Source organism: Microbacterium sp. NPDC089696 (genome assembly GCF_044749125.1).
Lineage (GTDB): Bacteria > Actinomycetota > Actinomycetes > Actinomycetales > Microbacteriaceae > Microbacterium.
The window spans coordinates 135,930-160,767 of sequence record NZ_JBIVHF010000001.1 but is presented as its reverse complement, the minus strand read 5'-3'; the positions used below and the strand labels follow the sequence as shown (position 1 = coordinate 160,767).

Annotated in this window: 27 protein-coding genes and 1 tRNA gene; 20 read left to right on the top strand and 8 right to left on the bottom strand. The window is 70.6% G+C overall.

Translation table 11 applies throughout. From position 1 onward, the window contains the following. Window positions 1–28 precede the first annotated feature (28 nt). From ACIPY8_RS00795 to ACIPY8_RS00785, 3 genes are all read left to right on the top strand, one after another. The gene (locus ACIPY8_RS00795) at window positions 29–1,420 is read left to right on the top strand and encodes an MFS transporter (RefSeq protein ID WP_400813916.1); all 1,392 of its coding nucleotides are present in this window, start codon (window positions 29–31) and stop codon (window positions 1,418–1,420) included. A gap of 88 nt (window positions 1,421–1,508) precedes the next feature. Then, entirely contained in the window at window positions 1,509–2,735 is a 1,227-nt protein-coding gene (gene manD, locus ACIPY8_RS00790) for a D-mannonate dehydratase ManD (protein WP_400813914.1), read from the top strand. 78 nt (window positions 2,736–2,813) lie between these two features. Beyond that, the gene (locus ACIPY8_RS00785) at window positions 2,814–3,563 is read left to right on the top strand and encodes a Pr6Pr family membrane protein (protein WP_400813913.1); all 750 of its coding nucleotides are present in this window, start codon (window positions 2,814–2,816) and stop codon (window positions 3,561–3,563) included. Window positions 3,564–3,598: 35 nt separating this feature from the next. Here the strand turns inward: ACIPY8_RS00785 and arr are convergent, their stop codons facing one another. The 3 genes from arr to ACIPY8_RS00770 are packed head-to-tail and all read right to left on the bottom strand — an operon-like array spanning window position 3,599 to window position 4,525. Further along, on the bottom strand, window positions 3,599–4,009 hold the full coding sequence (arr, locus tag ACIPY8_RS00780; RefSeq protein ID WP_400813912.1) for an NAD(+)--rifampin ADP-ribosyltransferase: 411 nt from the start codon (window positions 4,007–4,009) through the stop codon (window positions 3,599–3,601). Window positions 4,010–4,028: 19 nt separating this feature from the next. Further along, window positions 4,029–4,277, bottom strand: coding sequence for a hypothetical protein (locus ACIPY8_RS00775; protein ID WP_400813910.1), 249 nt, complete (start codon window positions 4,275–4,277; stop codon window positions 4,029–4,031). Beyond that, window positions 4,274–4,525: a hypothetical protein gene (locus ACIPY8_RS00770; protein ID WP_400813908.1), complete on the bottom strand. Its 252-nt coding sequence runs from the start codon at window positions 4,523–4,525 to the stop codon at window positions 4,274–4,276. The genes ACIPY8_RS00775 and ACIPY8_RS00770 overlap by 4 nt, the downstream gene beginning before the upstream one ends. A gap of 208 nt (window positions 4,526–4,733) precedes the next feature. Between ACIPY8_RS00770 and ACIPY8_RS00765 the strand changes: the two genes are divergently transcribed. After that, complete coding sequence (locus ACIPY8_RS00765; protein ID WP_400813907.1) at window positions 4,734–6,506, top strand: beta-propeller fold lactonase family protein; 1,773 nt, start codon at window positions 4,734–4,736, stop codon at window positions 6,504–6,506. 86 nt (window positions 6,507–6,592) lie between these two features. Further along, window positions 6,593–7,582: an aldo/keto reductase gene (locus ACIPY8_RS00760; RefSeq protein ID WP_400813904.1), complete on the top strand. Its 990-nt coding sequence runs from the start codon at window positions 6,593–6,595 to the stop codon at window positions 7,580–7,582. A gap of 31 nt (window positions 7,583–7,613) precedes the next feature. On the opposite strand, the gene ACIPY8_RS00755 is transcribed toward ACIPY8_RS00760, so the two are convergent. After that, window positions 7,614–8,090 (bottom strand): heme-binding protein, encoded by a 477-nt coding sequence (locus ACIPY8_RS00755; RefSeq protein ID WP_400813903.1) that lies wholly within the window; start codon window positions 8,088–8,090, stop codon window positions 7,614–7,616. 71 nt (window positions 8,091–8,161) lie between these two features. On the opposite strand from ACIPY8_RS00755, the gene ACIPY8_RS00750 reads away from it, so the two are divergent. Together ACIPY8_RS00750 and ACIPY8_RS00745 are read left to right on the top strand one after the other, a co-directional pair. Further along, window positions 8,162–8,728 carry a mismatch-specific DNA-glycosylase gene (locus ACIPY8_RS00750; protein WP_400813901.1) on the top strand — a complete coding sequence of 189 codons (567 nt, stop codon included), beginning with the start codon at window positions 8,162–8,164 and terminating at the stop codon, window positions 8,726–8,728. After that, window positions 8,725–9,486, top strand: coding sequence for a hypothetical protein (locus ACIPY8_RS00745; protein WP_400813899.1), 762 nt, complete (start codon window positions 8,725–8,727; stop codon window positions 9,484–9,486). The genes ACIPY8_RS00750 and ACIPY8_RS00745 overlap by 4 nt, the downstream gene beginning before the upstream one ends. A gap of 10 nt (window positions 9,487–9,496) precedes the next feature. On the opposite strand, the gene ACIPY8_RS00740 is transcribed toward ACIPY8_RS00745, so the two are convergent. Continuing rightward, window positions 9,497–10,405, bottom strand: a complete 909-nt coding sequence (locus tag ACIPY8_RS00740) for a LysR family transcriptional regulator (protein WP_400813897.1) — start codon at window positions 10,403–10,405, stop codon at window positions 9,497–9,499. Between the two features lie 76 nt (window positions 10,406–10,481). On the opposite strand from ACIPY8_RS00740, the gene ACIPY8_RS00735 reads away from it, so the two are divergent. Next, window positions 10,482–11,318 carry an aldo/keto reductase gene (locus ACIPY8_RS00735; protein ID WP_400813895.1) on the top strand — a complete coding sequence of 279 codons (837 nt, stop codon included), beginning with the start codon at window positions 10,482–10,484 and terminating at the stop codon, window positions 11,316–11,318. Window positions 11,319–11,397: 79 nt separating this feature from the next. Here the strand turns inward: ACIPY8_RS00735 and ACIPY8_RS00730 are convergent, their stop codons facing one another. Continuing rightward, on the bottom strand, window positions 11,398–12,039 hold the full coding sequence (locus tag ACIPY8_RS00730; protein WP_400813893.1) for a hypothetical protein: 642 nt from the start codon (window positions 12,037–12,039) through the stop codon (window positions 11,398–11,400). Between the two features lie 273 nt (window positions 12,040–12,312). Between ACIPY8_RS00730 and ACIPY8_RS00725 the strand changes: the two genes are divergently transcribed. Continuing rightward, the gene (locus tag ACIPY8_RS00725) at window positions 12,313–12,918 is read left to right on the top strand and encodes an RNA polymerase sigma factor (RefSeq protein WP_400813892.1); all 606 of its coding nucleotides are present in this window, start codon (window positions 12,313–12,315) and stop codon (window positions 12,916–12,918) included. After that, window positions 12,915–13,916: a hypothetical protein gene (locus tag ACIPY8_RS00720; protein ID WP_400813889.1), complete on the top strand. Its 1,002-nt coding sequence runs from the start codon at window positions 12,915–12,917 to the stop codon at window positions 13,914–13,916. The genes ACIPY8_RS00725 and ACIPY8_RS00720 overlap by 4 nt, the downstream gene beginning before the upstream one ends. Before the next feature lie 18 nt (window positions 13,917–13,934). On the opposite strand, the gene ACIPY8_RS00715 is transcribed toward ACIPY8_RS00720, so the two are convergent. Beyond that, a complete protein-coding gene (locus tag ACIPY8_RS00715) occupies window positions 13,935–14,732 on the bottom strand; it encodes a siderophore-interacting protein (RefSeq protein ID WP_400813888.1) in 798 nt (265 codons plus the stop codon). A gap of 93 nt (window positions 14,733–14,825) precedes the next feature. Between ACIPY8_RS00715 and ACIPY8_RS00710 the strand changes: the two genes are divergently transcribed. The 4 genes from ACIPY8_RS00710 to ACIPY8_RS00695 all read left to right on the top strand — a co-directional run bounded on the left by ACIPY8_RS00710 (window position 14,826) and on the right by ACIPY8_RS00695 (window position 17,258). After that, a complete protein-coding gene (locus ACIPY8_RS00710; RefSeq protein ID WP_400813886.1) occupies window positions 14,826–15,032 on the top strand; it encodes a hypothetical protein in 207 nt (68 codons plus the stop codon). A 145-nt stretch (window positions 15,033–15,177) separates the two neighbouring features. Next, complete coding sequence (locus tag ACIPY8_RS00705; protein WP_400813884.1) at window positions 15,178–15,633, top strand: hypothetical protein; 456 nt, start codon at window positions 15,178–15,180, stop codon at window positions 15,631–15,633. A 33-nt stretch (window positions 15,634–15,666) separates the two neighbouring features. Further along, a complete protein-coding gene (locus tag ACIPY8_RS00700; RefSeq protein ID WP_400813882.1) occupies window positions 15,667–16,281 on the top strand; it encodes an RNA polymerase sigma factor in 615 nt (204 codons plus the stop codon). Continuing rightward, window positions 16,281–17,258 carry a hypothetical protein gene (locus ACIPY8_RS00695; protein ID WP_400813879.1) on the top strand — a complete coding sequence of 326 codons (978 nt, stop codon included), beginning with the start codon at window positions 16,281–16,283 and terminating at the stop codon, window positions 17,256–17,258. The genes ACIPY8_RS00700 and ACIPY8_RS00695 overlap by 1 nt, the downstream gene beginning before the upstream one ends. Before the next feature lie 111 nt (window positions 17,259–17,369). Here the strand turns inward: ACIPY8_RS00695 and ACIPY8_RS00690 are convergent. Further along, window positions 17,370–17,452, bottom strand: a tRNA-Leu gene (locus ACIPY8_RS00690). Between the two features lie 257 nt (window positions 17,453–17,709). Between ACIPY8_RS00690 and ACIPY8_RS00685 the strand changes: the two genes are divergently transcribed. The 6 genes from ACIPY8_RS00685 to ACIPY8_RS00660 are packed head-to-tail and all read left to right on the top strand — an operon-like array spanning window position 17,710 to window position 24,830. Then, on the top strand, window positions 17,710–18,432 hold the full coding sequence (locus tag ACIPY8_RS00685) for an FhaA domain-containing protein (protein ID WP_400813877.1): 723 nt from the start codon (window positions 17,710–17,712) through the stop codon (window positions 18,430–18,432). Beyond that, window positions 18,432–18,959 carry an FHA domain-containing protein gene (locus tag ACIPY8_RS00680; RefSeq protein WP_400813875.1) on the top strand — a complete coding sequence of 176 codons (528 nt, stop codon included), beginning with the start codon at window positions 18,432–18,434 and terminating at the stop codon, window positions 18,957–18,959. Before ACIPY8_RS00685 ends, ACIPY8_RS00680 begins: the two co-directional genes overlap by 1 nt. Before the next feature lie 7 nt (window positions 18,960–18,966). Then, window positions 18,967–20,262, top strand: a complete 1,296-nt coding sequence (locus ACIPY8_RS00675; protein ID WP_400813873.1) for a PP2C family protein-serine/threonine phosphatase — start codon at window positions 18,967–18,969, stop codon at window positions 20,260–20,262. Then, complete coding sequence (locus tag ACIPY8_RS00670) at window positions 20,259–21,644, top strand: FtsW/RodA/SpoVE family cell cycle protein (RefSeq protein WP_400813871.1); 1,386 nt, start codon at window positions 20,259–20,261, stop codon at window positions 21,642–21,644. The genes ACIPY8_RS00675 and ACIPY8_RS00670 overlap by 4 nt, the downstream gene beginning before the upstream one ends. Before the next feature lies 1 nt (window position 21,645). Then, a complete protein-coding gene (locus tag ACIPY8_RS00665; RefSeq protein WP_400813870.1) occupies window positions 21,646–23,100 on the top strand; it encodes a peptidoglycan D,D-transpeptidase FtsI family protein in 1,455 nt (484 codons plus the stop codon). Further along, window positions 23,097–24,830: a protein kinase gene (locus ACIPY8_RS00660; RefSeq protein ID WP_400813867.1), complete on the top strand. Its 1,734-nt coding sequence runs from the start codon at window positions 23,097–23,099 to the stop codon at window positions 24,828–24,830. The genes ACIPY8_RS00665 and ACIPY8_RS00660 overlap by 4 nt, the downstream gene beginning before the upstream one ends. The last annotated feature ends 8 nt before the right edge of the window (window positions 24,831–24,838 follow it).

Below are 24,838 nucleotides of genomic sequence, written 5' to 3'. Positions count from 1 at the left end.
CCGTTCCTGGTCCGAAGGAGTACCTCCCATGTCCGAACAGCAGACGACGGCGACAGCCGCCGACCCCACCGCGAAGAGGTCCGTCAAAGACCTCGTGCGCGCCGCCATCTCGGGGTGGCTCGGCACCGCACTCGAGTTCATGGACTACCAGCTGTACTCGCTGGCCGCCGCACTCGTCTTCGCCGACCTCTTCTTCTCGTCCGAGAACCCCGCCGTGGCGGTCGTCGCCGCGATGGCCACCTACGGCGTCGGCTACGTCGCCCGCCCGGTCGGCGCATTCTTCTTCGCCCGCATGGGCGACAAGACCGGCCGCACGAAGGTGCTCTTCTACACGATCCTCCTCATGGGTCTCGCGACCACGCTGATCGGCGTGCTGCCGACCTACTCGCAGGTGGGCGTGCTCGCGCCGATCCTCCTCGTCGTGCTGCGCATCGCGCAGGGCTTCGGCGCCGGTGCCGAGATCTCCGGCGCGGGCGTCATGCTCGCGGAGTACGCCCCGGCCAAGCGCCGCGGCATCATCGCCTCGCTCGTCGCGCTCGGCACCAACTGCGGCACGCTGCTGGCCTCGGGCATCTGGGCCATCCTCCTCGTCGCGTACAGCGAGGACCAGGTCATCGAGTGGGCGTGGCGCATCCCGTTCCTCGCCAGCGCGGTCATCATGCTGTTCGCGATCTGGGTGCGCTTCAACCTCAAGGAGACCCCGGTCTTCGAGGAGCGCGACGACGTCGTCGACGGCAAGGCCCTGTCGCGCGAGGAGACGATCCAGCTCGCCACCGAGACCAACGACATCCGCACCCTCGAGGCGATGCAGCGCAAGCCCATCAAGGCCTTCATCATCGCGCTGCTGCTGCGCTTCGGTCAGGCCGGCAACTCGGGCATGATCCAGACGTACCTGATCAGCTACATCACCGTCGTGCTGCTGCTCGACAAGAGCATCGGCGTCAACGCGGTCATCGTGTCGTCGCTCGTCGCCTTCATCACGGTGCCCCTGTCGGGCTGGCTCGGCGACCGCTTCGGCCGCAAGCGCATGTACATGGTGTGGGCCGTCATCGCCCTGATCGTGATCGTGCCGACCATGCTCATGATCAACAGCAAGGACACGCTGCAGGTGTTCGTCGGCTACGTCGTGCTGCACAACCTCGCGGTGATGAGCTTCGCCTCGCTCGAGAACCTCACGCTCCCGGAGATCTTCGGCGCCCGCAACCGCTACACGTACACGGCCATGGCCCGCGAGATCGCCGCGATCGTCGCGACCGGCGCCGGTCCCGTCATCGCCGCCGCCTGGGTGTCGGCCGCCACGGGCTCGTTCATCCCGATCATCATCATGCTCGGCTTCTTCACGCTCTGCGCGCTCGTGGCGTCGATCATCATGCCCGAGGTCGCCGGTCGCGACCTGACCGACCCGCGCGACGCGGTCTGACCGCACCCGACCCTCTCGACCGGGGCGCGGCCGACCCGAACGGCCGCGCCCCCACCACCTCCGCCTCCACCACTTCCAGGAGAAGACCATGACCATCGAGCTCGTCGACGTCATCATCACCAGCCCCGGACGCAACTTCGTCACGCTCAAGATCACGACCTCCGACGGGATCGTCGGCTGGGGCGACGCGACCCTCAACGGCCGCGAGCTCTCGGTCGCCTCCTACCTCGAGGACCACGTCGCCTCGATGCTCGTCGGCCGCGACGAGGACCGCATCGAGGACACCTGGCAGTACCTCTACCGCGGCCCCTACTGGCGCCGCGGCCCCGTCACGATGGCCGCGATCGCCGCGGTCGACATGGCCCTGTGGGACATCAAGGCCAAGAAGGCCGGGATGCCGCTGTACCAGCTGCTCGGCGGCGCGAGCCGCGAGGGCGTCCGCGTCTACGCGCACGCCTCCGGCACCGACTACCAGGCCCTCAAGAACGCTATCGCCGGCTACGAGGAGCTCGGCTACACGGCTGTGCGCGTGCAGACCGGCGTGCCCGGCCTCGGTCAGATCTACGGCGTCTCCTCGACCGGTCCCGGCGTGCGGTACGACTACGAGCCCGCCAAGCGCTCGGGAGCCCGTCCCAGCGAGGAGACCTGGGACACCCGCAACTACCTGAACCACATGCCCGGGATCTTCGCGCAGATCCGCGAGGACTTCGGCACCGACCTCCGCATCCTGCACGACGGCCACCACCGGATGTCGCCGATCGAGGCCGCGCGCTTCGCGAAGGAGATCGAGCCCTACGACCTGTTCTGGCTCGAGGACTGCACCCCCGGCGAGGACCAGACCGCGCTGCGCCTGGTGCGACAGCACTCCACCACGCCGCTCGCGATCGGCGAGGTCTTCAACTCGGTGTTCGACTACCAGACGCTCATCACCGAGCGCCTGATCGACTACGTGCGCTCAGCGGTCACGCACACCGGCGGCATCACGGCCATGAAGAAGCTGCTCGACTTCGCCGCGGTCTACGGCATCAAGTCCGGCATCCACGGTCCGACCGACATCTCGCCGGTCGGCATGGCGGCGGCCCTGCACCTCGACCTCGCGATCCACAACTTCGGCATCCAGGAGTACATGCCCCACAACGAGCAGACGCTCGAGGTGTTCCAGACGTCGTTCACGTTCGACAAGGGCTTCCTGCACCCGGGCGAGACACCGGGGCTGGGCGTCGAGCTCGACGAGGAGGCCGCGGCCGGTCACGAGTACACCAAGGCGTACCTGCCGGTGAACCGTCTGCTCGACGGGACCGTGCATGACTGGTGAGGTCTGAGTCCGGTGACCGGCTGCGGCGCATGCGCGGCTGACGTGCGCTCGCTCCCCGAAGGCGCGTAGCCTCGGAGCATGTCGAAAGCCGTCGTCACCCCACCCGCGGCATCCGACATCCCCGGACCCCGCACAGCTGCCCCACGGTTCGCCCTCGCCGCCGTCAACAACCGGCCGGTGGCGCTGGTCTACCGGATCGTGGCCCTCGTCGTGATCCTGACCGGGGTCGTGCGCAATGCCGACCTCCTCACCGGATCGCCGTCGTGGACGAGCTTCCTCTACTTCACGATGGTCAGCGATCTGATCTGTCTCGCGTGGATGCTGCTGCTCGTGCTCCGCACGGTCCGGGACCTCCGCAGGACGGGGCCGATCGGCACCTCGACGCCGAGCGCTCGATGGGGCGGCGCGGTGATGATGGCCATCACCGTCACGATGCTCATCTACGTGGTCGTTCTCGTGCCGACGCGGATCGACGCGGGCGACACGGACATCTACTCGCTCACCGACACCCTCATCCACATCGTCACGCCGGCGCTGATCATCGCCGACTGGCTGCTGTTCGTGCCGAAGGGCGCGTTCCGCTGGGTCGACCCCCTGCTGTGGACGCTGATCCCCTTCGCCTACCTCGGGTGGTCGCTGGTCTACGGTGCGCTCGGCGGCGAGTTCGAGCCGGGCGAGCGGTATCCGTATCCGTTCCTGAACGTGGACGCCCTCGGGATCGGCGGCGTGATCACGTGGATCGCCGCACTCACGGTCGCTCTCGTCGCGGTCGGGTTCGTGTACGTCGTGATCGACCGCGTGCTGGGCGTCCTCGCCCGACGCCGCTGACCGCGTCACCTGCAGGAAGCCCGCGTCGGCCCGCGTCAGTTGATGATCTCGGCCCGCGGGTCGGAGTGGAGGGCCGCGAGCTTCTCACGCCAGTCGGCGAGCGCCTCGGGGGACAGCCGGGTCCAGTCGAGCACCTCCCGCACGACCCGCAGGGGCTCGGTGCTGCGATACGACCGGGTCGGGTTGCCGGGGAACTTCTTGTCGGTCACGTTCGGATCGTTCTCGAAGTCGCCCAGGGGTTCGACCTCGTAGACCCGCGGCTCCCGGTCTCCCGGGGCGAGTTCGGCGGCGAGACCCGCGCCGTTCGAGAGCGCGGTGAAGTAGATGTGGTTCATCACGATCTCCGGCCGGTAGTTCGACCGGAATCCCGCGGTCAGCAGCTCGCCCGGCTGCAGGTCGGCTTTGGTTCCGTGGAAGAAGGGTCCGTCGTCCAGTGCATCCGTCACCGGGTCAGCGTACTGCTCCTCAGTCGCCGCTGCGACGGGTGCCGATGCCCGGTTCGTCGTTGTGCACCGACTCGTCCTTGACCTCCGATTCGGATCCCGGGTCGACGCGCACCGCGCTCCCGCCGCCCGAGTCGGCCCCGGCGCCGCCAGCCGGGACGTCGCCGAGCGCGTCGGCGTCGTCCCCGCCTCGTTCCGCGAGGTGCGCGGCGATGCTCTCCTCGGCGTCCGCGTCGCGCGGGGACGGGTCGTCGCGCTCGGCCCCGCTCATTCCGAGCCGTCCCGGAGATCGGCCGGAGCGTCGCCGCTGTGCTGCGGACCTTCGTCCTCCGGGGCGAGGTCTCCCTGACCGTCGTCGCCGAGCTCCGCGTCCAACGGCTCCTCGCCCTGCGTCTCGGGCTGCTCGGTGTCCGTCCGCGCCGTGTCGGTCGGGAACGACCCGTCCGTCGGCTCCTCCACCGGCGGGATGCCCGGCATCTCCGGTTCGAAGCTGTTCGCGAATGCGTCGACGTTCGACATGGTGTCCTCCTCGATCGGTTCGAGGCTCCAGCATCGCCCGGCACCGCGGCGAGCGCAGGACGGTTGACAGCCGCCCGGCGCCCCGGTAGCCGTGACAGGCGACCTCACCGATATATTGCATAGGGGTGCGCATCGACCGATGCAGCGGTCGACGACCGGCATTCATCCATCTTCTCGACCGGACAACGGGAGTTCGCTCATCCACGCCATGCCCGCGCCCACGACGCGCATCCACCGCCGCCGCTCGACCGCGCTCCGCCTGATCGTCGCGAGCATCCTCGCGCTCGGCGTCGCCCTCTCGGCGCCGACCACGGAGGCGAGCGCCGATACCCCGATCGACCTCATCGGGGGCGTGGCCGTCGGCTCCACCCCCTACGGTTCGGTGCTGTCGCCCGACGGCACACGGCTCTACGTCGTGCAGACCGCCGGAACGGTGACGGCGATCGACACCTCATCCCGCACGGTCGTCGCGACCACGACCTTCCCCGGCAGCGTCTTCACCGGCGCCGCCGTCTCGCCCGACGGGTCGAAGGTGTACGCGATCGATCTGGCGAGCGCGGCGCCCCAGGCCCGGGTGCTCGACGCGCAGACGCTGGCACAGGTCGCCGGCGTGCCGGTCGGCAACAGCCCGTACGCGGCGACGCTGCGCCCCGGGACCTCGGAGATCTGGGTCGCGAACTACGCCGAGACCGCGAACGCGATCACCGTCATCGACACCACGACCGACACGGTGGCCGCTCAGATCGCCGGGCGTGACGGCGGACGCGACATCGCGTTCTCCCCCGACGGGGCGATCGCCTACGTCAGCCACACCGCGGTGACCGACTACGACATCGAGGTGATCGAAGCGACCACCCGCTCCGCGCTCACGCCGCTCCCTCGGGAGTTCACCGCGGAACGCGTCGAGGGGATGGCCGTGTCGCCCGACGGCTCGACGCTCTACGGCGCCAACCCCGGCGGGTACTCCCTGACCGCCATCGACGCCGCGACCGGTGCCGTCGACTTCGTGGCGTCGGTGGGCTCGACCCCCGTCGACGTCGCTCTCACGAGCGACGGCCGCCGAGCCTACGTCGCGGACCGGCTCTCCCGCACGATCTCGGTCGTCGACACCTCCACGGGCACTCGCGTCGCGACGATCCCGACGGTCGCCCAGCCGTGGTCGCTGCAGATCTCCCCCGACGACCGCACCCTGTACGCGATGCTCGGGTCGAACGAGGTCGCCGTCGTCGCGCTGGATGCGTTCCCCGAGGTGACGACCCTCTCCCTGCCCTCCGGCACCGGCGGTATCCCCTACTCGACGACGATCGCGGCGACGGGCACGCCGGCCCCGAGCTTCGCGGTCACGACGGGCGCGCTCCCCGCGGGGCTCACCCTCGACCCTGCGACCGGAGTGCTGGCCGGCACGCCGACCGTCTCGGGCGCCTTCCCGTTCACCGTGACGGCGTCGAGCACGGTCAGCGGCATCCCGTCATCGTCTTCTCGGGCCTACACCCTGACTCTCGCCGCGGTCGTCTCCGTGCCTTCGGCCCCGCGCACGCTCTCCGCGTCGCCGGGTGACGGCGGCATCGACCTCACGTGGGCGGCCCCGACCTCGGACGGCGGCACGCCCCTCACCGGGTACCGCGTCGAGCGTGCCGTCGGCGGCGTGTTCACGGTGCTGGTCGCCGACACGGCCACGACGGGAACGAGCTATCGCGACGGGACCGCGGTGCCCGGCCAGGCGTACGACTACCGTGTGACCGCGCTGAACGCGGCGGGGGCAGGGGCCGTCTCGGCCAGCTCCGCAGCGCTCCTCCCCGTGCCCGCTCCCGGAGGCTCGAGCGGCGGCTCGACCGCAGGCGGGACCGCGGTCGACGCGACGCCGCCCGCCGAGGGACTCGCCACCACGGGAGGCACGCTCCCGCTCGGCGCCCTGGGCGCGGGCATCCTCCTCGTCCTCGGGGGCGCCGCTCTCCTGGTCGCGCGCCGTCGTCTCGCCTGAGTGCGAGCGCCGGCGCCGATCGCCGCGGCGCGGTCTCGCGTGAGAGCATCGACACGGACACCGACACCGACACAGGAGGACGACGGATGCTCGAGGCAGCGGACAGTGTGAGGCTCGGTCACTCGGGCCTGAAGATCTCGAGGATCGTGCTCGGATGCATGAGCTTCGGCGCCCCGGACCGCGGCACGCACCCGTGGTCCCTCGATGAGGAGACGAGCCGTCCGCTCATCCGTCAGGCCCTCGAGGCCGGGATCACGACGTTCGACACGGCCGACGTGTACTCGGACGGCACGAGCGAGGAGATCGTCGGTCGGGCGCTGAACGACTTCGCGCGTCGCGACGAGATCGTCATCGCGACCAAGGTCCACGGGCGCATGGGCCCGGGGGCGAACCAGGCCGGGCTGAGCCGTGCGCACATCCTGTCGGGCATCGACGCGAGCCTGAAGCGCCTCGGCACCGACCACGTCGATCTCTACCAGATCCACCGCTGGGACCCCGAGACGCCCATCGAGGAGACCATGGAGGCTCTGCACGACGTCGTGCGCTCGGGCAAGGCGCGCTACATCGGCGCCTCGTCGATGTGGACCTGGCAGTTCGCGACCGCACAGCACGTCGCGGCGCAGAACGGCTGGACCCCGTTCGTCTCGATGCAGGACCAGTACAACCTGCTGCAGCGCGAAGAGGAGCGGGAGATGCACCCGTACTGCCTCGACTCCGGGGTGAGCGTGCTGCCGTGGTCGCCGCTCGCCCGCGGCAGGCTCACGCGCGACTGGGACGTCGCCACCGAGCGCACGAAGTCGGATGCGTTCGGCTCGACGCTCTACCGGCGCGAGGAGGAGTCGAACCGTGCGATCGTCGAGGCGGTCGCCCGCGTCGCCCACGGGCGCGGCGTCTCCCGCGCGCAGATCGCCCTGGCGTGGGTCGCCCAGCAGGCCGCCGTCACTGCGCCGATCGTGGGCGCCACGCGCGCAGAGCACATCGAGGACGCCGTCGCCGCAGCCGGCATCCGCCTCGAGGAGCGCGAGCTCGCCGAGTTGGAGGACGCGTACACGCCCCGCGAGCCCGAGGGGTTCTGACCGCAGCTCTTCCGTCCGGACCCGGCGTCCGTCAGGCGCGCTGCGCGTCCGCGAGGGCGCGGAGCGCGTCGGCCACGAGGGTGTGGTCGTCCGACGAGGGCAGACCGGACACCGTCGCCACCGCCACGACTCCGACGCCCCGCACGCGCACCGGTACCGCGCCGCCGGCGACGGCGTAGGTCGCGGCATCCAGCCATCCGGGCTCCATCGGGTCTCGTCCCCCCGCGGCGACACGGGCTTCGAGCAGCGCCGTGCTCGTCTCGAAGCGCAGCGCGGCCGCCGACTTCTTGGCGACCCAGGAATCGTTGTCGGCCGTCGCGCCGGGAAGCGACGCATGGAAGAGGATGCCGGACGCGGTGCGGATGTCCACCGCGATCGGCGCCGACTCCGCCAGCCCCCTCTCGGCGATCGCGCGGCCGAGGGTCCAGGCGTCGGCCCTGTCGAATCGCGCGAGCTCGAGCCCCGAGTGCTCCTCCTCGAGTCGGGCGAGCCATGCGTCGTCGGTCATCGTCGTCGATCCTTCCGGTCCGTGAGTGCTCCCCACAGTCTGCCGCCCCGGAGTCGGCGTAGAGTCCGAGTGTGTCCGATCCGCGTCCCACCCTGGTCATGCCGCCGCTCATCGACGAGCGGACGCGGCTGCTGTTCGTCGGAATCAACCCCGGGCTGAGGTCGGCGGAGGTGGCGGCCCCCTTCGCTCATCGGAGCAATCGGTTCTGGAAGGCGCTGCACGCCGCCGGCATCCTCGATCGTGTCGTCGACGCCTACGACGGAGTGACGCCCGCCGACCGGGAGCACATCCTCGCGCGCGGGGTGGGAGTGAGCACGCTCGTGCAGCGGGCGACCCGCGCCGCCGACGAGCTCGCGCCCGAGGAACTGGTCGCCGGCGTCGAGGATCTGCGAGTGCTCGTCGCGGAGCACGACCTCGCGGTGGTCGCGGTGCTCGGCATCGGCGCGTACCGCACCGGCTTCCGCCGTCGGACGGCGCAGCAGGGCGTGCAGGAGGAGTTGCTGGGCGGAGCTGAACTGCGGGTGCTCCCGAACCCCAGCGGGCTGAATGCGGGGTCGACGCTCGCCGACCTGGCGGCAGCGTTCCGGGACGCGGCCGTCGCCGCGGGGGTCGTCGACCGCGGTGAGGAGGTCCGATGAGCGACGCGGACGCCGAGCTGCGGGCGCTGCAGTCGCGCGCCTACGGCCGGGACGCCGACATCGGCGACGATCCTGCCGCGCTGCGACGCCTCGAGGACCTGGAGTCCCGACGACAGCCGACACCGGAGCCCGCGACCGCCGCTCCCGTCGCCCCGCTCATCGACCGGGTTCCCCTCGCGGTCGCTGACGACTCCGCCCCACCACCCGCGCCGACCGATCCCCTCGCGCAGGTCCCGGACGAGCCCGCCGTCGTCCCGACGGTCGCGCTGCGCGACCGCTTCTCGCCGCGGCCGCGTCTCGCCTGGTTCGTTGCCGCGGCCGCCGCGCTCCTGCTGGCGATCGGCGTGACCGCCTCGGCGACGGCGCTCGCCCGTCCGATCGAGCCGGGAGTGGTGGCGACCGTCCCCGTCGACCCCGACGCGAAATGGCACGACGTCCTCGGGGAGCGCGCGGAGGGCTCCGTGATCTTCGAGGACTACTACGGACTCACGTTCGTCCGCAGCACGGCCTTCATCGGCCCCGCCGGGCCCGCCGACGGGTGCCTCCTCGCCGTGTCGACCAAGGGTCTCGACTCCGCGACCGCCGACACCGGCTTCGGAGGCTTCGCGATGGGCTGCCCCGCCGGGGGCTTCCCCGCCACCGTGCAGTTCGTCATCGACGAGGGCTACCCCGACGCGCTGCGCGCACGGTTCCCGACCGGCACGGCCATGAAGCTCACGATGCGCGGCAACACCGTCGAAGTGCGCGTCGACCGGTGACGCCGGGGTGTCAGGCCGCGACCACCGCCCCGCGTCGCTGATCCAGATCCTGCAGGAGCTCGAGCAGCAGCACCGCGGGCACACTCGCCGCATCCTGCGTGGCCGTGACCGCGCTGACCGTCCACTCCGCGACCGCGCTGCCCGTCAGGGCGAGCTTGGAGAGGCCCACCGCCTGCGGCTTCGCCGCCACGTGCTGCGGCACGATCGCGATGCCCATGCCCCGGCCGACGAGGCCGAGCAGGGTGTGCACGTCGCTCACACTGCAGCGCACGCGTCGGGTCAGCCCCTTCTCGGCGAAGGTCTCGTCGTTCACGGCGCGTACCCCCCACGAGGCGGCGAAGTCGACGAAGGTCTCCCCGTCGAGCTCCTCCCAGCTCGCGGCCGTCGACCCGGCGAGCGAGTGATCGGGATGCACGAGCAGCACGAGAGGCTCCTGCCCCAGCACCTGACGCCGCAGCGAGCCGAGGTGGCGGTGCGTGGCGACGAACGCGACGTCGAGGCGACCGCCCCGCATCCCGTCGAGCAGCTGGTGCGATCCGGCCTGGACGAACTCGGTCTCGACGAGGGGGTAGCGACGGTGGAAGCGTTCCAGCAGGGCGGCGGCATCGACGATCCCCAGGCACTGCTCGGCGCCCACGCGCAGCGAGCCCGAGATCGAGTGGCTCGCCTGCACCACGGCATCCCTCGCCCGCGCCGCCTCTTCGAGCATGGCCCGCGCGTGCGGGATCATCGCGCGTCCGGCCGCGGTCGGCTCGACGCGACGGGTCGTGCGGTCGAAGAGCACCGCTCCGAGCTCGGTCTCCAGGCTGCGGATCGCCGCCGACAGGCCCGACTGCGAGACGCCCGAGATCTCCGCGGCCCGCGTGAAGTGCCTTTCGTCCGCGACCGCGACGACGTACTCCATCTGGCGCAGTTCCATTGATCACTCCTGTTTCTGATTGCCATGACTATCAACTGTTGGACTTCTCAGCCGTCGGGTTCCTAGGCTAGGACACATGACTGTTCCCACCATCACCCTGAACTCCGGACTCACGATCCCGCAGCTGGGGTTCGGCGTCTTCCTCGTGCCCGCGGACGAGGCCGAGAAGGCCGTCTCCGAGGCGCTCGAGGTCGGCTACCGCCACATCGACACCGCCGCGATCTACAAGAACGAGGAGGGCGTCGGCGCCGCGATCGCGAAGAGCGGCATCCCGCGCGACGAGCTCTTCATCACGACGAAGCTCTGGAACGACCGTCAGTCGGGCGAGCAGCCCCACGCCGCGATCCGCGAGAGCCTCGACAAGCTCGGCCTCGACCACGTCGACCTGTACCTCACGCACTGGCCCACCCCCGAGAAGAACACCTACGTCAACGCGTGGACCAAGCTCATCGAGATCCGCGACGCGGGCCTCTCGCGCTCGATCGGCGTCTCCAACCATCTGCCCGAGCACCTCGACCGCCTGGTCGCCGAGACCGGCGTGGTGCCGGCCGTCGATCAGATCGAGCTGCACCCGGCCTACCAGCAGCGCGACGTGCTCGCCTGGGGCGCCGACAAGGGCATGAGGATCGAGTCGTGGGGTCCGCTCGGCCAGGGCAAGTACCCGCTGTTCGAGAACCCCGCCGTGGTCGCAGCCGCCGAGGCGCACGGAGTCACGCCCGCGCAGGCCGTCATCCGCTGGCACCTGCAGAAGGGGATCATCGTGTTCCCGAAGTCCACGCGCAGGGAGCGCATGGAGCAGAACTTCGACGTGTTCGGCTTCGAGCTGAGCGACGCCGAGATCGCGGCGATCGACGGCATCGACCCGCTCGACGGCTCCGGCCGGGTCGGCACACACCCGCTCGAGTTCAACTGAGCGCTCCCGAGGATCGCTGACGAGGGGCGGATGCCGGGGCGACCGGCATCCGCCCCTCTCGCGTGCGAGGTGCGTGCCGTCAGCGGGAGGTGCCGAGCACCGCGACCGTTCCCGGACCACGGCGAGCGAGCCGGAAGGTCAGCGCGGCGAGCGCGGCGACGGCCACGATGGGGACCAGACCGGTCACGCTCAGGATGCCCCCGATCACGCTCTGGTCGGTGAGGGCGCCGGAGAGCACGAAGAGCTGCACCAGAGAGGCGACGACGACCGCGGCGAGCGCCACGGCCGGGACGGCACGCCACGGCGGGGTCAGCGTGCTGCGGAGTACGGCGACGACGACCGCGCCGCTCAGCGCCAACCGCACGAACGCATCGAGGAAGAACGCGGCATCCGGCGCGATGCCGCCGAGCAGGCTGCGCGCCGGGTCGAGGAGCACCCAGGCGCCGAGCACGGCCAGCATCACGACCCCCGTCGTGGACAGACGGAGGGGTCCGAGGCGTCGGGAGGCCGCGACCGCCGAGGCGAGGAACGCGAACCCGAGGCCCAGCGCCACCGCGACGCCGACCCCCTGGAGGAACACGCCGTCGGAGGACCCCGGCGCGCTGCGGAGCATGGCCGCGAGCGCGGCGACGACGAACAGCGCCGAGGCGACGAGCCACCAGGGCGACCATCGACGCGGCGCGGCCTCCACGGCCACGGCGGGCGTCTCCTGGTCGTGCATCGCCTCATCCTCGTCATCGCTCGCGGTCGTCACGGGGCGTCTCCACGGTAGCGACGCATCGGAGACGACCCGGCGTCCCCGACGCTCGCGGAACAAGTCTGTAAGGAATCGGGCCGAGCGGCAAAAGGGGTGGCCGGATCGAGGGGTGCGCCCGACCGATACTGGGGGTCCGGGGGTGGCTCGTGCGCTTCGGGGGGAGCGCACGAGCATCACCGCCCGCGACCTCCTGACTCCTGGGTAGCCTGGACAGGCGGTGAGGGGAGATGTGGTTCGATGCGAGGCTGGCGCGACGTCTTCGCCACCGTGCGCATCGCCTTCGCCGCGGACGGACGCTCCGCCCTCCCCGTCTCCGTCCCCGGACCGCCCGTCGTCGGCCGCTCCCCTGACGAGCACAAGGCCGTCGTCTACCGGCGCCTGTTCGACGAGAACTGGCCTCGCGTGCGGCGCCACCTCGCCTGCTTCCTCGACGACGCCGACGAGGTCGATGAGCTGACCGCCGAGGTCTTCATGATCGCGTGGAAGAAGCTCAACCCCGCCCAGCCCATGGGGCTGACCTGGTTCCTCCGCACGGCCGACAACAAGGTCAAGGACACGCATCGCCGCGCACGCTCGAAGGACCGGGCACTGGATGCGCTGACCCGGGGCCTGCAGGAGCCCTCCGAGGAGCTGCACCCGCTCGAGTCGCTCGCACTCCGCGAGGCGCTCCGGTCGCTGAACGCGCGAGAACGGCACGTGGTGGTGCTCACCTACTGGGACGACCTGACCGCGGGCGAGGTCGCCGAGGTCCTCCGCTGCAGTCAGGCGGCGGTCTGGACCACCCTGACCCGGGCGCGCGGAAAACTGCGCCGGAACCTGGACGAGACGGGAGAGGACGCATGATCGACGACGACGAGCTGGACCGCCTCTTCCGCGCCGCGAACCCCGCCCCGCGCGAGCACTACCTCGACGTGCGCGCGCGTGACCTCGCAGTACGGGAGGGCATCATCCGCGGAACCCGCGCCGCCGCACGCCCGATCGCACGACCGCGGCGTCGGACGTGGTCCGGGTTCGCCGCCGCGGTCGCCGCGGTCGCCGCCGCGGTGGTCGTGTCCGTCCTCGTGCTCACCCCTGCACAGCAGGCCGTCGCCCTCGCGCCGCCGCCGTTGGTCTACGGCAACCCGCAGCCGCTCGCCGACGTCGTCGCCGAGGCCCGCGACGCCCTCGCCGACGGGGACGGCCCCGCCCAGGAGCGCCGCGTCCACTCGCTCAACTGGGGGTGGAGCATCGACATGGGCTCGGAGCGCATCGAGATCGTGCCGCAGGAGACCACCCTCGAATGGGGACCCGACGGCGCGGGTACGGTCACCATCGTCGCGGGCGAGTCGTTCTGGGACCGCGACGACCGTCCGGACGGCGTCGCCGACAGCCCCTACTCCCCCGGCGAGGTCATCGCCTCGTTCGCGCAGACGCCGGAGCAGTTCAACGCCCCCGCGGCGCTCCTGACGCTCTCCGGATCGACGTCGGACGACCTGTGGCCGGTCCTGAACGCGTACGGGGCCGACGAGTCGTCGTCCTCGGGCGAGCTCGCCACGGCGATCGTGAGCCTGCTCGGGCAGTGGACGCTCACGGATGCGCAGCACGCGACGCTGATCGACCTGCTCGCCGAGACCGGCGACGTCCAGGTGCTCGGTCAGACGCGGGACCGCCTCGGACGCGAGGTCGTGGGTCTCCGTGTCTCGGATCCGGCTCGCCGGGACCACGCCCAGACCCTGCTGGTCTCGACGGACACCGGTCGCATCGTCGGCGAGGAGACCGAGCTCCTGCATCCGATGGACTTCATCCCCGCCGGCGTCATCGGCTACACGCTCTGGGACATCGACGAGCCCGCGCGCGGATAGACGCGCGCGGGCGTCGCGTCACTCGATCTGGCCGATCGGCTCGCGCTTCTCCGCCTGGAACTGGTCCTCGGCGCGGCCGCGCGCCCAGTACGCCGAGATCGACAGCGACTCCCGAGGCACGTCGCGCCGCTTGAGGAGCGCGCGCACCTCCTTGATCGTGCCCCGCTCGCCGTGCGCGAAGACGGCAGGGTGGCCGTCGGCCCAGTGCAGGTTCTCGAGCACCGAGAGCAGCTCGTCGTCGGAGTCGGTCCAGCGCAGGCGCACGCCCTCCGGGAGCTCCGGGAGGACGCGGTCGGCCGGGTCGGCGACCGTGAGCAGCACGTGGCCCACGGCATCCGGGGCCATGGCCTCGATCGCCGAGGAGATCGCCGGCACCGCGGTGTGGTCGCCGACCAGAAGGTGCCACGGCGCCGCCGGGTCGGGCGCGTATCCCCCGCCGGCGCCGCTCAGCACCAGCACGTCCCCCGGCTGCGCGCGGCGCGCCCACGGACCGGCCACGCCCTCGTCGCCGTGCACGACGAAGTCGATCACGAGGCGCTGCCGCGCGGCATCCGAGGAGCGGACCGTGTAGGTGCGGCGCGTCGGGAGCTTCTCGGGGCTCTCCTCGCGCAGTCGGGCGAGGTCGTAGGGCGGAGTGAGGTCATGCGCCGGGTCGGCGAACAGGATCTTGACGTAGCGGTCGGTGAAGAGGTTGTCGCGGAAGTCGGCGTACCCGTCGCCGCCCGCCGTGATGCGGATCAGCTCGGGACTCACCTGGTCGACCTGTTCCACCGTGAGGACGGCCTGGGCGGGTGCGGGGCGTGGCTGGTCGGTCATTCCGTCTCCTGAGGTCGCGGGCGCGTGCTCTTCCAGTCTGCCCGGGATATCGCACGACCGGGCCGATGCCCCCCTAACTATGCTGTCGTCACCATGGACTACGAACACGAGCCCACCCGGGGCCCCGGCGCCTGGATCGGCGCGGGTCTCCTCGTCGCCGTCGGCGGCGCCGCCCTGATCGTGGTCTCGCGGGTCGAGCCGGACAGCCTGCTCTCGGCCGTGATCGGGTGGGTGCTCGTCGGCGTGGGCGTCATGACGGCGGCCGTCGCGGTCTGGTGGTCGGCGCGCCGTCGTCGGTGAGGGCCCTCAGAGGGGAGCCGCCGCGACGCCGGAAGTTCTCTGTCAGGAAAACGCGTCAGCCGCAATAAGGCGCGCGCGCACGAGGCGCGGCCGACCGCGGACGGTCGCACAGTGGGACGTACCATCACCCGAGATCGGACGCCCCATGAAGCACCGTGTCGTCGCCATCGCCGCGATCATCCTCCTGACCCTCTCGGGCGCGACGTCCGCGCAGGCCTCCGAGGTCGGCCTCCATCCCGATGTCGAGTACGCGCTGGAGGCGGTGCCCGGCGGACAGGTCGTCGACCCGTACACCGTGGTCTGGCCCGAGCTCGGCATGGAGCTGACCGTGCCGAACCCCCGCGCACGATCGGTGGGCAGCTGCGCCACCGGCACGTACTGCGCGTACTCGGAGGCGGACGGGAACGGCACCCGTCTCAGCTTCGGCGTCTGCACCACGGTGAGCACGTCCGCACTCACGATCGTGCGGTCGGTCGCCAACGCCCGCGCCTCCGGAAACGTGCAGGCGCGTACCGGCACCGGCGCCGTCGTCGCGACCGTGGTCGCCGGGACGCGGCTCAACGTGCCGAGCACGGTGCGATCGCTGCGGTGCTCGCTGTGAGTCCACGAGTAGCCTGAGAGGAGGTCGTCGGACGTGAGCGAGGTCGTCATGGGCAGGTTCGGGCTCCCCCGCGCCCTGGTGTTCGCGAGCGAGGCGACGGGTCCGATCCCGCTCGGACGACGCCGTCTTCGCGCGACGACCGAGGCCTCGCCGTTCCATGGCACCGACGTCCGCAGCACCGTCTACAGACGCCTCTTCGAGGAGCACTGGGCGCGGGTGCGCCACCACGTCGACTGCTTCGTGGACGACAGCAGCGAGGTCGACGAGATCACCGCCGAGGTGTTCGCTGTCGCATGGCGCAAGCTGGATCCCGCGCGTCCCTTCGCAGCATCCTGGTTCCTGCGCACGGCCAACAACAAGCTGCGTGATCGCTCCCGGAGCGCCCGCTCGCGGGACCGGGCCATGGCTGCACTCGAGCGGCGCCTCGAGAACCCGACCGACCCGCTCGACCCGCTCGAGAAGATCGCGTTGCGCACCGCGCTCACGTCGCTGAGCGCGCGCGAACGCCAGATCGTCGTCCTGACGTACTGGGACAGCCTGAGCGCGGGCGAGGTCGCCGAGGTGCTCAACACCAGCACCACCGCCGTCTGGACCACCCTCACCCGAGCTCGTCTCAAACTGCGGCGAGCGCTCGACGGAGGTGCGTGATGACGTACACCGACGACGACCTCGATCGGCTGTTCCGCGCCCTGAGGCCCCCCGCCCGTGACGCCCACCTCGACGCGAGGGCGATCGCGCTGCGGGAGAGCATCATCCGCGGCACGCGGGAGAGCTCGCGCGTACGGCCGAAGCGCCGGGTCGTGTGGGCAGGGCTCACCACCGCGGCCGCGGGCGTCGCGACCGCGGTCCTCGTGGCCGTGGCCGTCCTGATGCCGACGCAGACCGCCGTCGCGCTCACACCTCCTCCGTTGGAGTACACGTTCGCCGGGAATCTCGACGAGGTGCTCGCCGACGCCCAGACCGACCTGCGCGCCGGTCCCGACGTCGCCCAGGTCTCGGCCGTGCACTCGGTCACCTGGGGATGGAACGTCGAGATGGCCTCCGCGCACGTCGAGATCGTCCCCCAGGACATCACGTACGTCTGGAGCGCCGACGGAGGCTCCACCTCGCGGGCCGTCGCCGGCGAGTCCTACTGGTCGGAGAACGAACGACCGGAGGGGGTCGATCCGAGTCCGTACCAGCCCGGTGAGGTCCTCAACGAGGTTGTCACGCCTCCCGAGGAGTTCACGCTGCCGGCGGACGCGGTCACGCTCACCGGGTCGTCGACGGCCGAGATCGAGAAGGCCCTCGCGGTCTTCGGGGCCACGCCCGAATCCTCGTCGGGAGATCTGCTCGCGGCGGTCACGGGTCTGCTGCAGTACTGGACCCTGGACGACGCCCAGCACGCGACCCTCCTCCGACTCCTGGAGGAGTCCGGCGACCTGACCGTCCTCGGCGAGACGACCGACAGGCTGGGCAGGGACGTCATCGGCGTGCAGGTCTCCCAGGTCATCCCCGAGCGACGGGACACCTTCTTCATCTCGACCGAGACCGGCCGGATCGTCGGCATCGAGAGCGACCTCGTGAAGCACCTCGGCGACCTGCCGCTCGGCGTCATCCTCTACACGATGTGGGACGCGGAGTAGAACGGTCGTCCATCAAACGAGGCTGAGCGGCGTCGGGTTCGAGTATTGGAGCGGGCCTGAGACAAGAAAGAGCCGGTCAGAAACATTTCTGACCGGCTCTTTCACCCGCTGTGCGCGAGGGGGGACTTGAACCCCCACGTCCATAAGGACACTGGCACCTGAAGCCAGCGCGTCTACCATTCCGCCACTCGCGCGAGTCGTCTCGCTCCGAAGAACTCAACTTCGCAAGGCTATCACGCGTTCACGGCACGCAGAAACCGCGGCGAGAGCACTCCGTCGGGCGGAGTTCTCGGTGTGGGGAGGGCCGTGGGGCGGTATCCCTCCTCCCTTCGGGGAGTTCTCCTCCCGACCGGATCCGCGCGGGAATCGGGCGACGGAGACCTCCGAACGGGCGATCACCCAGGTCACCTGGCTACGATGTACCCACCAGTTGGCATGCCAGAGGAGCCCAGTGGGACTACTTGACAGCTTTGAGAAGGGTCTCGAGCGCGCTGTGAACAGCGCCTTCGCGAAGACCTTCCGCAGCGGCATCCAACCCGTGGAGATCGCTTCGGCGCTGCGGCGTGAAGCCGACACGAAGGCGGCGGTCGTGAGCCGCGACCGCATCATCGCGCCCAACAGCTACGTCGTGCGCCTCAGCGCCGACGACTACGAGCGGATGCAGGGACTCGGCGGTGCGCTGACCGACGAGCTGCACGCGCTGCTGACGAAGCACGCGAAGTCGCAGGGCTACAGCTTCGCGGGTCCGCTGGCGATCGCGCTGGAGGCCGACGACATCGCGACCGGAACCGTGCGCGTGAGCTCCGGCACGGTCGAGGGACGCGTGAACTGGCAGGCCGTGATCGACGTCGACGGGCGTCGCCATCCGCTCACGCGTGCGCGCACCGTGATCGGCCGAGGTACGGATGCGGACATCACCATCGCGGATGCCGGGTCGAGCCGCAAGCACGTCGAGATCCTCTGGGACGGCGAGCGCGCCATGATGCGCGACCTCGGATCGACCAACGGCACCAAGGTCGACGGCGCGAAGGTCCGCGAGGCCGGGCTCCCCACCGACACCACCCTCACGATCGGGCGCACCGATCTCGTCTTCCGCATCGTCCCCGTCGCCACGCCGTCGCGACCCGCGCACCCGCGCGACGACGATGCCACCCGCGCGTTCGGAGCGATCTGATGACGACCCCCAGCGAGCTCGTCCTCCTCCTCATGCGCATCGGCTTCCTGGTGCTGCTGTGGTTCTTCGTCTTCGGCGTCGTCTACTCGCTGCGTGCCGACCTCTTCGGCATGAAGGTGCGCAAGCTCCCCGCCGACGGAGACGCGGCAGCAGCGGCATCCCCCGCCACTCCCCCGGCCCCGGCGAAGCGCCCCGCGTCGTCGAAGTCGAGCACGGGCCCGGCGACGATCGCCACCGCCAAGCGCCTCGTCATCACCTCCGGTCCGAAGGCCGGCCTCGAACTGCCGCTCGGCACTGACATCCTCACGATCGGGCGCTCCAGCGAGTCCGCCCTCGTGATCCGCGACGACTACACGTCCAGCCATCACGCGCGCCTGCTGCTGCGCGGCGACGCCTGGGCGATCCAGGACCTCGACTCGACCAACGGCACGTTCGTGGCCGGCAACCGCGTCACGGGCGGCCCCGTCGCCCTCGGACTCGGCGTTCCCATCAAGGTGGGCGCCACGACCTTCGAGCTGCGAGCCTGACCCGGGCATGGTCTTCGAGGGCTCGAGCGTCGCGATCTCCCACACCGGGAAGGTCCGCTCCAACAACCAGGACTCCGGGTACTCCGGGGCCAACCTGTTCGTCGTCGCCGACGGCATGGGCGGGCACGCGGGCGGCGACGTCGCGTCGAGCATCGCGATCTCCCGGATGCAGCCTCTCGACCAGCCGTTCACCTCGACCGAGGACGCGCAGGCGTCGCTGCAGGCCGCGGCGACCACGGCCGCGGGCGACCTGATCCGCGCCGCCAAGGACCGCCCCGAGCTCGCCGGCCTCGGCACCACGCTGAGCGCGATCATCATGGTCGAGGACTTCGCGGTGATCGGCCACATCGGCGACTCGCGCATCTACCTCTACCGCGATGACGCGCTCACGCAGATCACCGCCGACCACACGTTCGTGCAGCGTCTGGTCGACTCGGGGCGCATCACGCCCGAGGAGGCGCGCTACCACCCGCGGCGCTCCGTGCTCATGCGCGTGCTGAGCGACATGGACTCCGACCCCGAGCTCGACATGTTCGTGATGCACACGCAGCCCGGCGACCGCTGGCTCCTGTGCTCCGACGGCCTCTCCGGGGTGGTCGACGAGGACCACATCCTCAAGGCGATGCGCCTCGGCATGGCCCCCGGTCGCACGGCCGACAACCTCCTGAAGCAGGCCCTCGACGGCGGCGCCCCCGACAACGTCACGATCGTCCTCGTCGACGTGGGCGGACAGCACGCCATGCACTCCGGCACGGCGACGATCGTCGGCTCGGCGTCGAACCCCGCGAACATCACGGTCCCGCCCGTGCGCGCCCCGCGCAGCAGCTGGCTGCACCCGGTGCGCCAGGCCGCGAACGACCCCAGCCACTTCGAGCCGTCGTCGGAGTACCTCGAGGAGCTCATCGAGGAGGACCGCCGCCGCGCCAAGCGCCGTCGACTCGGATGGATCGCCGGGATGCTGGTCGTGCTGGCCATGCTCGCCTTCGCCGCCTTCGCCGCCTACAGCTGGACGCAGACGCGCTACTTCGTCGGCGCCGACGAGGACAGCGTCGTCATCTACCAGGGCGTGCAGCAGAACATCGGGCCGATCACGCTGTCGACGCCCATCGAGGACACCGACATCCTCCTCGCGAACCTCCCGCCGTACCAGCGCGACTCCGTGGAGCGCACGATCACCGCGCGGTCGCTGTCCGACGCGCAGGCCATCGTCGCCCGCCTGCAGGCCGGTGCCGACCGGGTGACCGGCGAGACACCGCTGCCCACGCCCGTGCCGACCCCGACCGGGACGGAGGACGCAGGATGAGCAGCGACGTCCAGGCCGACACCACGGTCATCAAGGCGCTCCGCACGCTGCGGCTGCCGCAGACGCAGCGCAACCGCGAGTTCTGGCTGCTCCTGTTCGCGGTCGTCATCAGCGGCTGCGCCCTCGCGCTCACGCAGCTCGGGGCCCTCGGGCTGATCGACCCGATGATCCTCGCGATCGGCGGCGGTCTGGCCGTGCTCGCGTTCGCCCTGCACTTCGTGCTGCGCGTGGTCGCCGCGAACGCCGACCCGTTCGTGCTGCCGATCGCGACGCTGCTCACGGGTCTCGGCGTCTCGATGATCTACCGCATCGACATCGCGAAGTCGCTCACCGGCTGGAACGCGTACTCCACGAAGCAGCTGGCCTGGACGGCGATCTCGCTCGCCGGCGCGATCACCTGCGTCATCCTGCTGCGCAACTACCGCGTGCTCTTCCGCTACACGTACATCTTCGGCCTCTCCGGCATCCTGCTCCTGCTGCTGCCGTTCGTCCCCGGCCTGCGGATCCCCGACGCGAACGCCCAGGTGTGGGTCTCGCTCGGCGGGATGTTCGCCTTCCAGCCCGGCGAGCTCGCGAAGATCTGCCTCGCGATCTTCTTCGCCGGATACCTGGTCCGCACGCGCGAGAGCCTCACCTCGGTCGGCACCCGGTTCCTCGGGATCACCTGGCCGCGCATGCGCGAGCTCGGCCCCGTGCTGGTGGTGTGGGCGATCTCGCTCGGGATCATCGTGATCCAGCGCGACCTCGGCACCGGAACCCTGATCTTCGGCATGTTCGTCGCCATGCTCTACGTCGCGACGGGCAAGACGAGCTGGGTGCTCATCGGCCTCGCCCTCGTCGCCGCGGGCGTCGCGGTCGCGACGCAGATCCTCAGCTACGTGCAGGGCCGCTTCACGAACTGGCTGTTCCTGTTCGACCCCGACAAGGTCGATCCCGACGGCGCCGGCTACCAGCCGATGCAGGGCCTGTTCGGTCTCGCGCACGGGGGCCTGCTCGGCACGGGCTGGGGTCAGGGACGCCCCGAGGTGACCCCGCTCGCGCACAGCGACTACATCATCACGAGCCTCGGCGAGGAGATCGGCCTGATCGGCCTCTTCGCGGTGCTCAGCCTGTACATGGTGTTCATCAGCCGCGGCATCCGGATCGGCCTCGCGGGCCAGGACGACTTCGGCAAGCTGCTCGCCACCGGACTCGCCTTCACGATCGCCCTGCAGGTGTTCATCATGGTCGGCGGTGTGACGCGGATCATCCCCCTCACCGGACTCACGACCCCGTTCCTCGCCGCCGGAGGCTCCTCGCTCGTGGCCAACTGGCTCATCGTGGCGATCCTGCTGCGCATCTCCGACGGCGTCCGCAGCCAACCCCGGGCGGTGATCGGCTGACATGACCAAAGAGCTCCGCCGTCTCAGCATCGTGATGCTGTTCATGTTCATCTCGCTGTTCGCCGCGACCAGCTGGATTCAGGTCGTCGACGCCGACGCCCTCGCGCAGAACAGCAACAACAAGCGCACGCTGCTCGACAGCTACGAGATCCAGCGCGGGTCGATCATCGTCGACGGCGTCGCGATCGCCTCGTCGACACCGTCGTCCGATCGCTACCAGTTCCAGCGTGTCTACACCGACGGCGCGATGTGGGAGCCCGTGACCGGGTACTTCAACCCGGCGCTGCAGTCCGCCACGGGTATCGAGCGCGCCCTCAACGCCGACCTCTCCGGCACCGGATCGACGGCGTTCTTCGCCGAGATCGAGCGCCTCCTCTCCGGCCAGCCGCAGACCGGCTTCGGTGTCGAGCTGTCCCTCGACACGGCCGCCCAGCAGGCTGCGTACGACGCGCTGCAGGGACTGCAGGGCGCGGTGGTGGCGATCGAGCCCAGCACTGGCCGCATCCTCGCGATGGTCTCCACTCCCGGCTTCGACACGAACGCGCTCGCGACGCACGACGCGGATGCCGCGAACGCGGCCTACGACCAACTCGTCGCGGATCCGACCAAGCCGCTGTCGAACCGCGCGATCGCGGGCGACCTCAACCCGCCGGGATCCACCTTCAAGCTCATCGTGGCGGCCGCGGCCTACGAGTCCGGCGACTACACGCCCGACTCGACGCTCCCGAACCCGGCGCGCTACCAGCTCCCGCAATCCAACAACACGGTCGCGAACGCCTGGGGCGGCACCTGCGGCCCGGGCGACACGGTCACGATCGCCGAGGCGATCCGTCTGAGCTGCAACATCCCGATGGCGGAGCTCGCGGTGCAGCTCGGCGACGACCGGATCCGCGAGACGGCGGAGAAGTTCGGCTTCAACCAGAGCTTCTCCACGCCGCTCGAGTCGACGCCGTCGAGCTACCCCCGGGCGCTCGACGACGCGCAGACCGCGCTCAGCGGATTCGGCCAGGGGCAGGTGACGGCGACCCCGCTGCAGATCGCGATGCTCTCGGCCGGGATCGCGAACGACGGCGTCGTGATGAACCCGCGCCTCGTCGACACGGTCATCGGCAACGACCTGTCGGTGATCCGGTCCTACGACGACACCGAGTTCGGCCGTGCGCTCGACGCGACGGTCGCGGATCAGGTCACGGCATCCATGGTCGCGAGCGTCTCAACGGGCGCCGCGCAGGGTGCAAGAATAGACGGGGTCGACGTGGCGGGTAAGACCGGCACCACGGAGAACGGCAGCAAGCCGTACACGCTGTGGTTCACCGGTTTCGCTCCGGCGAACGACCCGCAGGTCGCAGTAGCGGTCCTCGTCGAAGACGGCGGAGGAAAAGGGCAGTCCGGATCCGGCGACACCATCGCCGCTCCGATTGCGAAGAAGGTCATAGAGGCGGTGCTGGGCAGATGAGACCGACGCAGGGTGTGTCGTTCGGTGGTCGCTACGAGCTGCAGTCGCGAATCGCGATCGGCGGCATGGGCGAGGTGTGGGAGGCGACGGATCACGTCATCGGACGCACCGTCGCGATCAAGATCCTCAAGGACGAGTACATGGGGGACCCCGGGTTCCTCGAGCGCTTCCGCGCGGAGGCGCGCCACGCGGCACTCGTCAACCACGAGGGCATCGCCAGCGTGTTCGACTACGGCGAGGAGAACGGCAGCGCCTACCTCGTCATGGAGCTCGTGCCCGGTGAGGCGCTCTCGACGATCCTCGAACGAGACGGGGCGCTGAGCGCCGACAAGACGCTCGACATCGTCGCGCAGACGGCATCCGCACTGCAGGCGGCGCACGCCGCCGGTCTCGTGCACCGCGACATCAAGCCGGGAAACCTGCTGATCACGCCCGACGGCCGCGTCAAGATCACTGACTTCGGCATCGCACGCATCGCCGACCAGGTGCCGCTCACCGCGACCGGCCAGGTCATGGGGACCGTGCAGTACCTGTCGCCCGAGCAGGCGTCCGGTCACCCGGCCTCCCCCGCGACCGACACCTACTCGCTCGGCATCGTCGCGTACGAGTGCCTCGCCGGCAAGCGTCCCTTCACGGGCGAGTCGCAGGTGGCGATCGCGATGGCGCAGATCAACGAGCAGCCTCCGCCGCTGCCGCCGACCGTGCCGATCCCGGTGCAGAACCTCGTGATGGCGATGATCGCCAAGAAGCCGGCCGATCGACCCTCGTCCGCCGCGACGGTCGCCCGTGCCGCGCAGGCCCTGCGCCGCGGCGACCTGAACTCCGCCGCGATCGCCGTTCCCGCGATCGCGAACGGCGGGATGGCCGGTGACGACGCGACGCGTCTGCTCACGGCATCCGGCGACGACGGCGCCACGCGCGTGCTGCCCACCACGGCGCAGCTCGCCACCGAGGACGCCGCCGAGGAGGAGACCGAGAAGAAGAAGCGCAGCCGGTGGACCTGGCCGCTCATCGCCCTCATCGCGCTGCTCGTGATCGTGCTCGTCGGAACGGTGTTCGCCCTCACGAACCAGGGCGGCGATGCGGGGCCCACCCCGAAGCCGACCACCAGCGACACCCCGACGCCGACCCCCACGCCGACTCCGACGGAGACGCCGGAGATGATCGACGTCGACGCCCTCGGACTCGTCGGCATGCAGTGCGAGGCCGCCAAGAGCACCGCGGTCAACGCCGGTCTCCTGGCCGACTGCGTCGTCGGCAACACGGTGGCACCCAACCCCGACCAGGCCGGCACCGTCGAGTCGGTCCAGCCCGGGGGCAACGTCCCCGAGGGCACCTCCATCGTGCTCACGACGTACAAGGAGCGCGCGCAGGTCGGCAAGCCGACCGGAACGCCGACCATCGCCGGCGTCGCGACCGAGGGCCAGCCGGTCACGCTGAACTGGCCGAGCTTCGAGTGCCCCTCGGGCACCGGTGCGCGATCGTCGTTCGAGGTCACCCTCACGAACGCGACGTTCTCGGGCGGCAACGCCGGGGAGTCGATCCGCAGCTTCGGACCCAGCGTCCTCACCACGCAGATCGTTCCCGGCCCGGCCGGCCAGTCGATCACCGCCACCTACCGCGTGTTCTGCGGCAGCGACATGCCGTCGCCGCAGTCCGACGCCATGGCGCCCGTGCTGATCCTGCCCGCGGCAGGCGGCGAGGACGGCGGCGAGGGCACAGCCGATTAGGGGTTGCG

Excerpts from the sequence above, each read along its gene's own strand:
- ACIPY8_RS00795 (WP_400813916.1), top strand. The coding sequence starts at position 29 with ATGTCCGAACAGCAGACGACGGCGACAGCCGCCGACCCCACCGCGAAG.
- manD (WP_400813914.1), top strand. The coding sequence starts at position 1,509 with ATGACCATCGAGCTCGTCGACGTCATCATCACCAGCCCCGGACGCAAC.
- ACIPY8_RS00785 (WP_400813913.1), top strand. The coding sequence starts at position 2,814 with ATGTCGAAAGCCGTCGTCACCCCACCCGCGGCATCCGACATCCCCGGA.
- ACIPY8_RS00775 (WP_400813910.1), bottom strand. The coding sequence starts at position 4,277 with ATGAGCGGGGCCGAGCGCGACGACCCGTCCCCGCGCGACGCGGACGCC.
- ACIPY8_RS00770 (WP_400813908.1), bottom strand. The coding sequence starts at position 4,525 with ATGTCGAACGTCGACGCATTCGCGAACAGCTTCGAACCGGAGATGCCG.
- ACIPY8_RS00765 (WP_400813907.1), top strand. The coding sequence starts at position 4,734 with ATGCCCGCGCCCACGACGCGCATCCACCGCCGCCGCTCGACCGCGCTC.
- ACIPY8_RS00760 (WP_400813904.1), top strand. The coding sequence starts at position 6,593 with ATGCTCGAGGCAGCGGACAGTGTGAGGCTCGGTCACTCGGGCCTGAAG.
- ACIPY8_RS00755 (WP_400813903.1), bottom strand. The coding sequence starts at position 8,090 with ATGACCGACGACGCATGGCTCGCCCGACTCGAGGAGGAGCACTCGGGG.
- ACIPY8_RS00745 (WP_400813899.1), top strand. The coding sequence starts at position 8,725 with ATGAGCGACGCGGACGCCGAGCTGCGGGCGCTGCAGTCGCGCGCCTAC.
- ACIPY8_RS00740 (WP_400813897.1), bottom strand. The coding sequence starts at position 10,405 with ATGGAACTGCGCCAGATGGAGTACGTCGTCGCGGTCGCGGACGAAAGG.
- ACIPY8_RS00735 (WP_400813895.1), top strand. The coding sequence starts at position 10,482 with ATGACTGTTCCCACCATCACCCTGAACTCCGGACTCACGATCCCGCAG.
- ACIPY8_RS00730 (WP_400813893.1), bottom strand. The coding sequence starts at position 12,039 with ATGCACGACCAGGAGACGCCCGCCGTGGCCGTGGAGGCCGCGCCGCGT.
- ACIPY8_RS00725 (WP_400813892.1), top strand. The coding sequence starts at position 12,313 with ATGCGAGGCTGGCGCGACGTCTTCGCCACCGTGCGCATCGCCTTCGCC.
- ACIPY8_RS00720 (WP_400813889.1), top strand. The coding sequence starts at position 12,915 with ATGATCGACGACGACGAGCTGGACCGCCTCTTCCGCGCCGCGAACCCC.
- ACIPY8_RS00715 (WP_400813888.1), bottom strand. The coding sequence starts at position 14,732 with ATGACCGACCAGCCACGCCCCGCACCCGCCCAGGCCGTCCTCACGGTG.
- ACIPY8_RS00710 (WP_400813886.1), top strand. The coding sequence starts at position 14,826 with ATGGACTACGAACACGAGCCCACCCGGGGCCCCGGCGCCTGGATCGGC.
- ACIPY8_RS00705 (WP_400813884.1), top strand. The coding sequence starts at position 15,178 with ATGAAGCACCGTGTCGTCGCCATCGCCGCGATCATCCTCCTGACCCTC.
- ACIPY8_RS00695 (WP_400813879.1), top strand. The coding sequence starts at position 16,281 with ATGACGTACACCGACGACGACCTCGATCGGCTGTTCCGCGCCCTGAGG.
- ACIPY8_RS00680 (WP_400813875.1), top strand. The coding sequence starts at position 18,432 with ATGACGACCCCCAGCGAGCTCGTCCTCCTCCTCATGCGCATCGGCTTC.
- ACIPY8_RS00675 (WP_400813873.1), top strand. The coding sequence starts at position 18,967 with ATGGTCTTCGAGGGCTCGAGCGTCGCGATCTCCCACACCGGGAAGGTC.
- ACIPY8_RS00670 (WP_400813871.1), top strand. The coding sequence starts at position 20,259 with ATGAGCAGCGACGTCCAGGCCGACACCACGGTCATCAAGGCGCTCCGC.
- ACIPY8_RS00665 (WP_400813870.1), top strand. The coding sequence starts at position 21,646 with ATGACCAAAGAGCTCCGCCGTCTCAGCATCGTGATGCTGTTCATGTTC.
- ACIPY8_RS00660 (WP_400813867.1), top strand. The coding sequence starts at position 23,097 with ATGAGACCGACGCAGGGTGTGTCGTTCGGTGGTCGCTACGAGCTGCAG.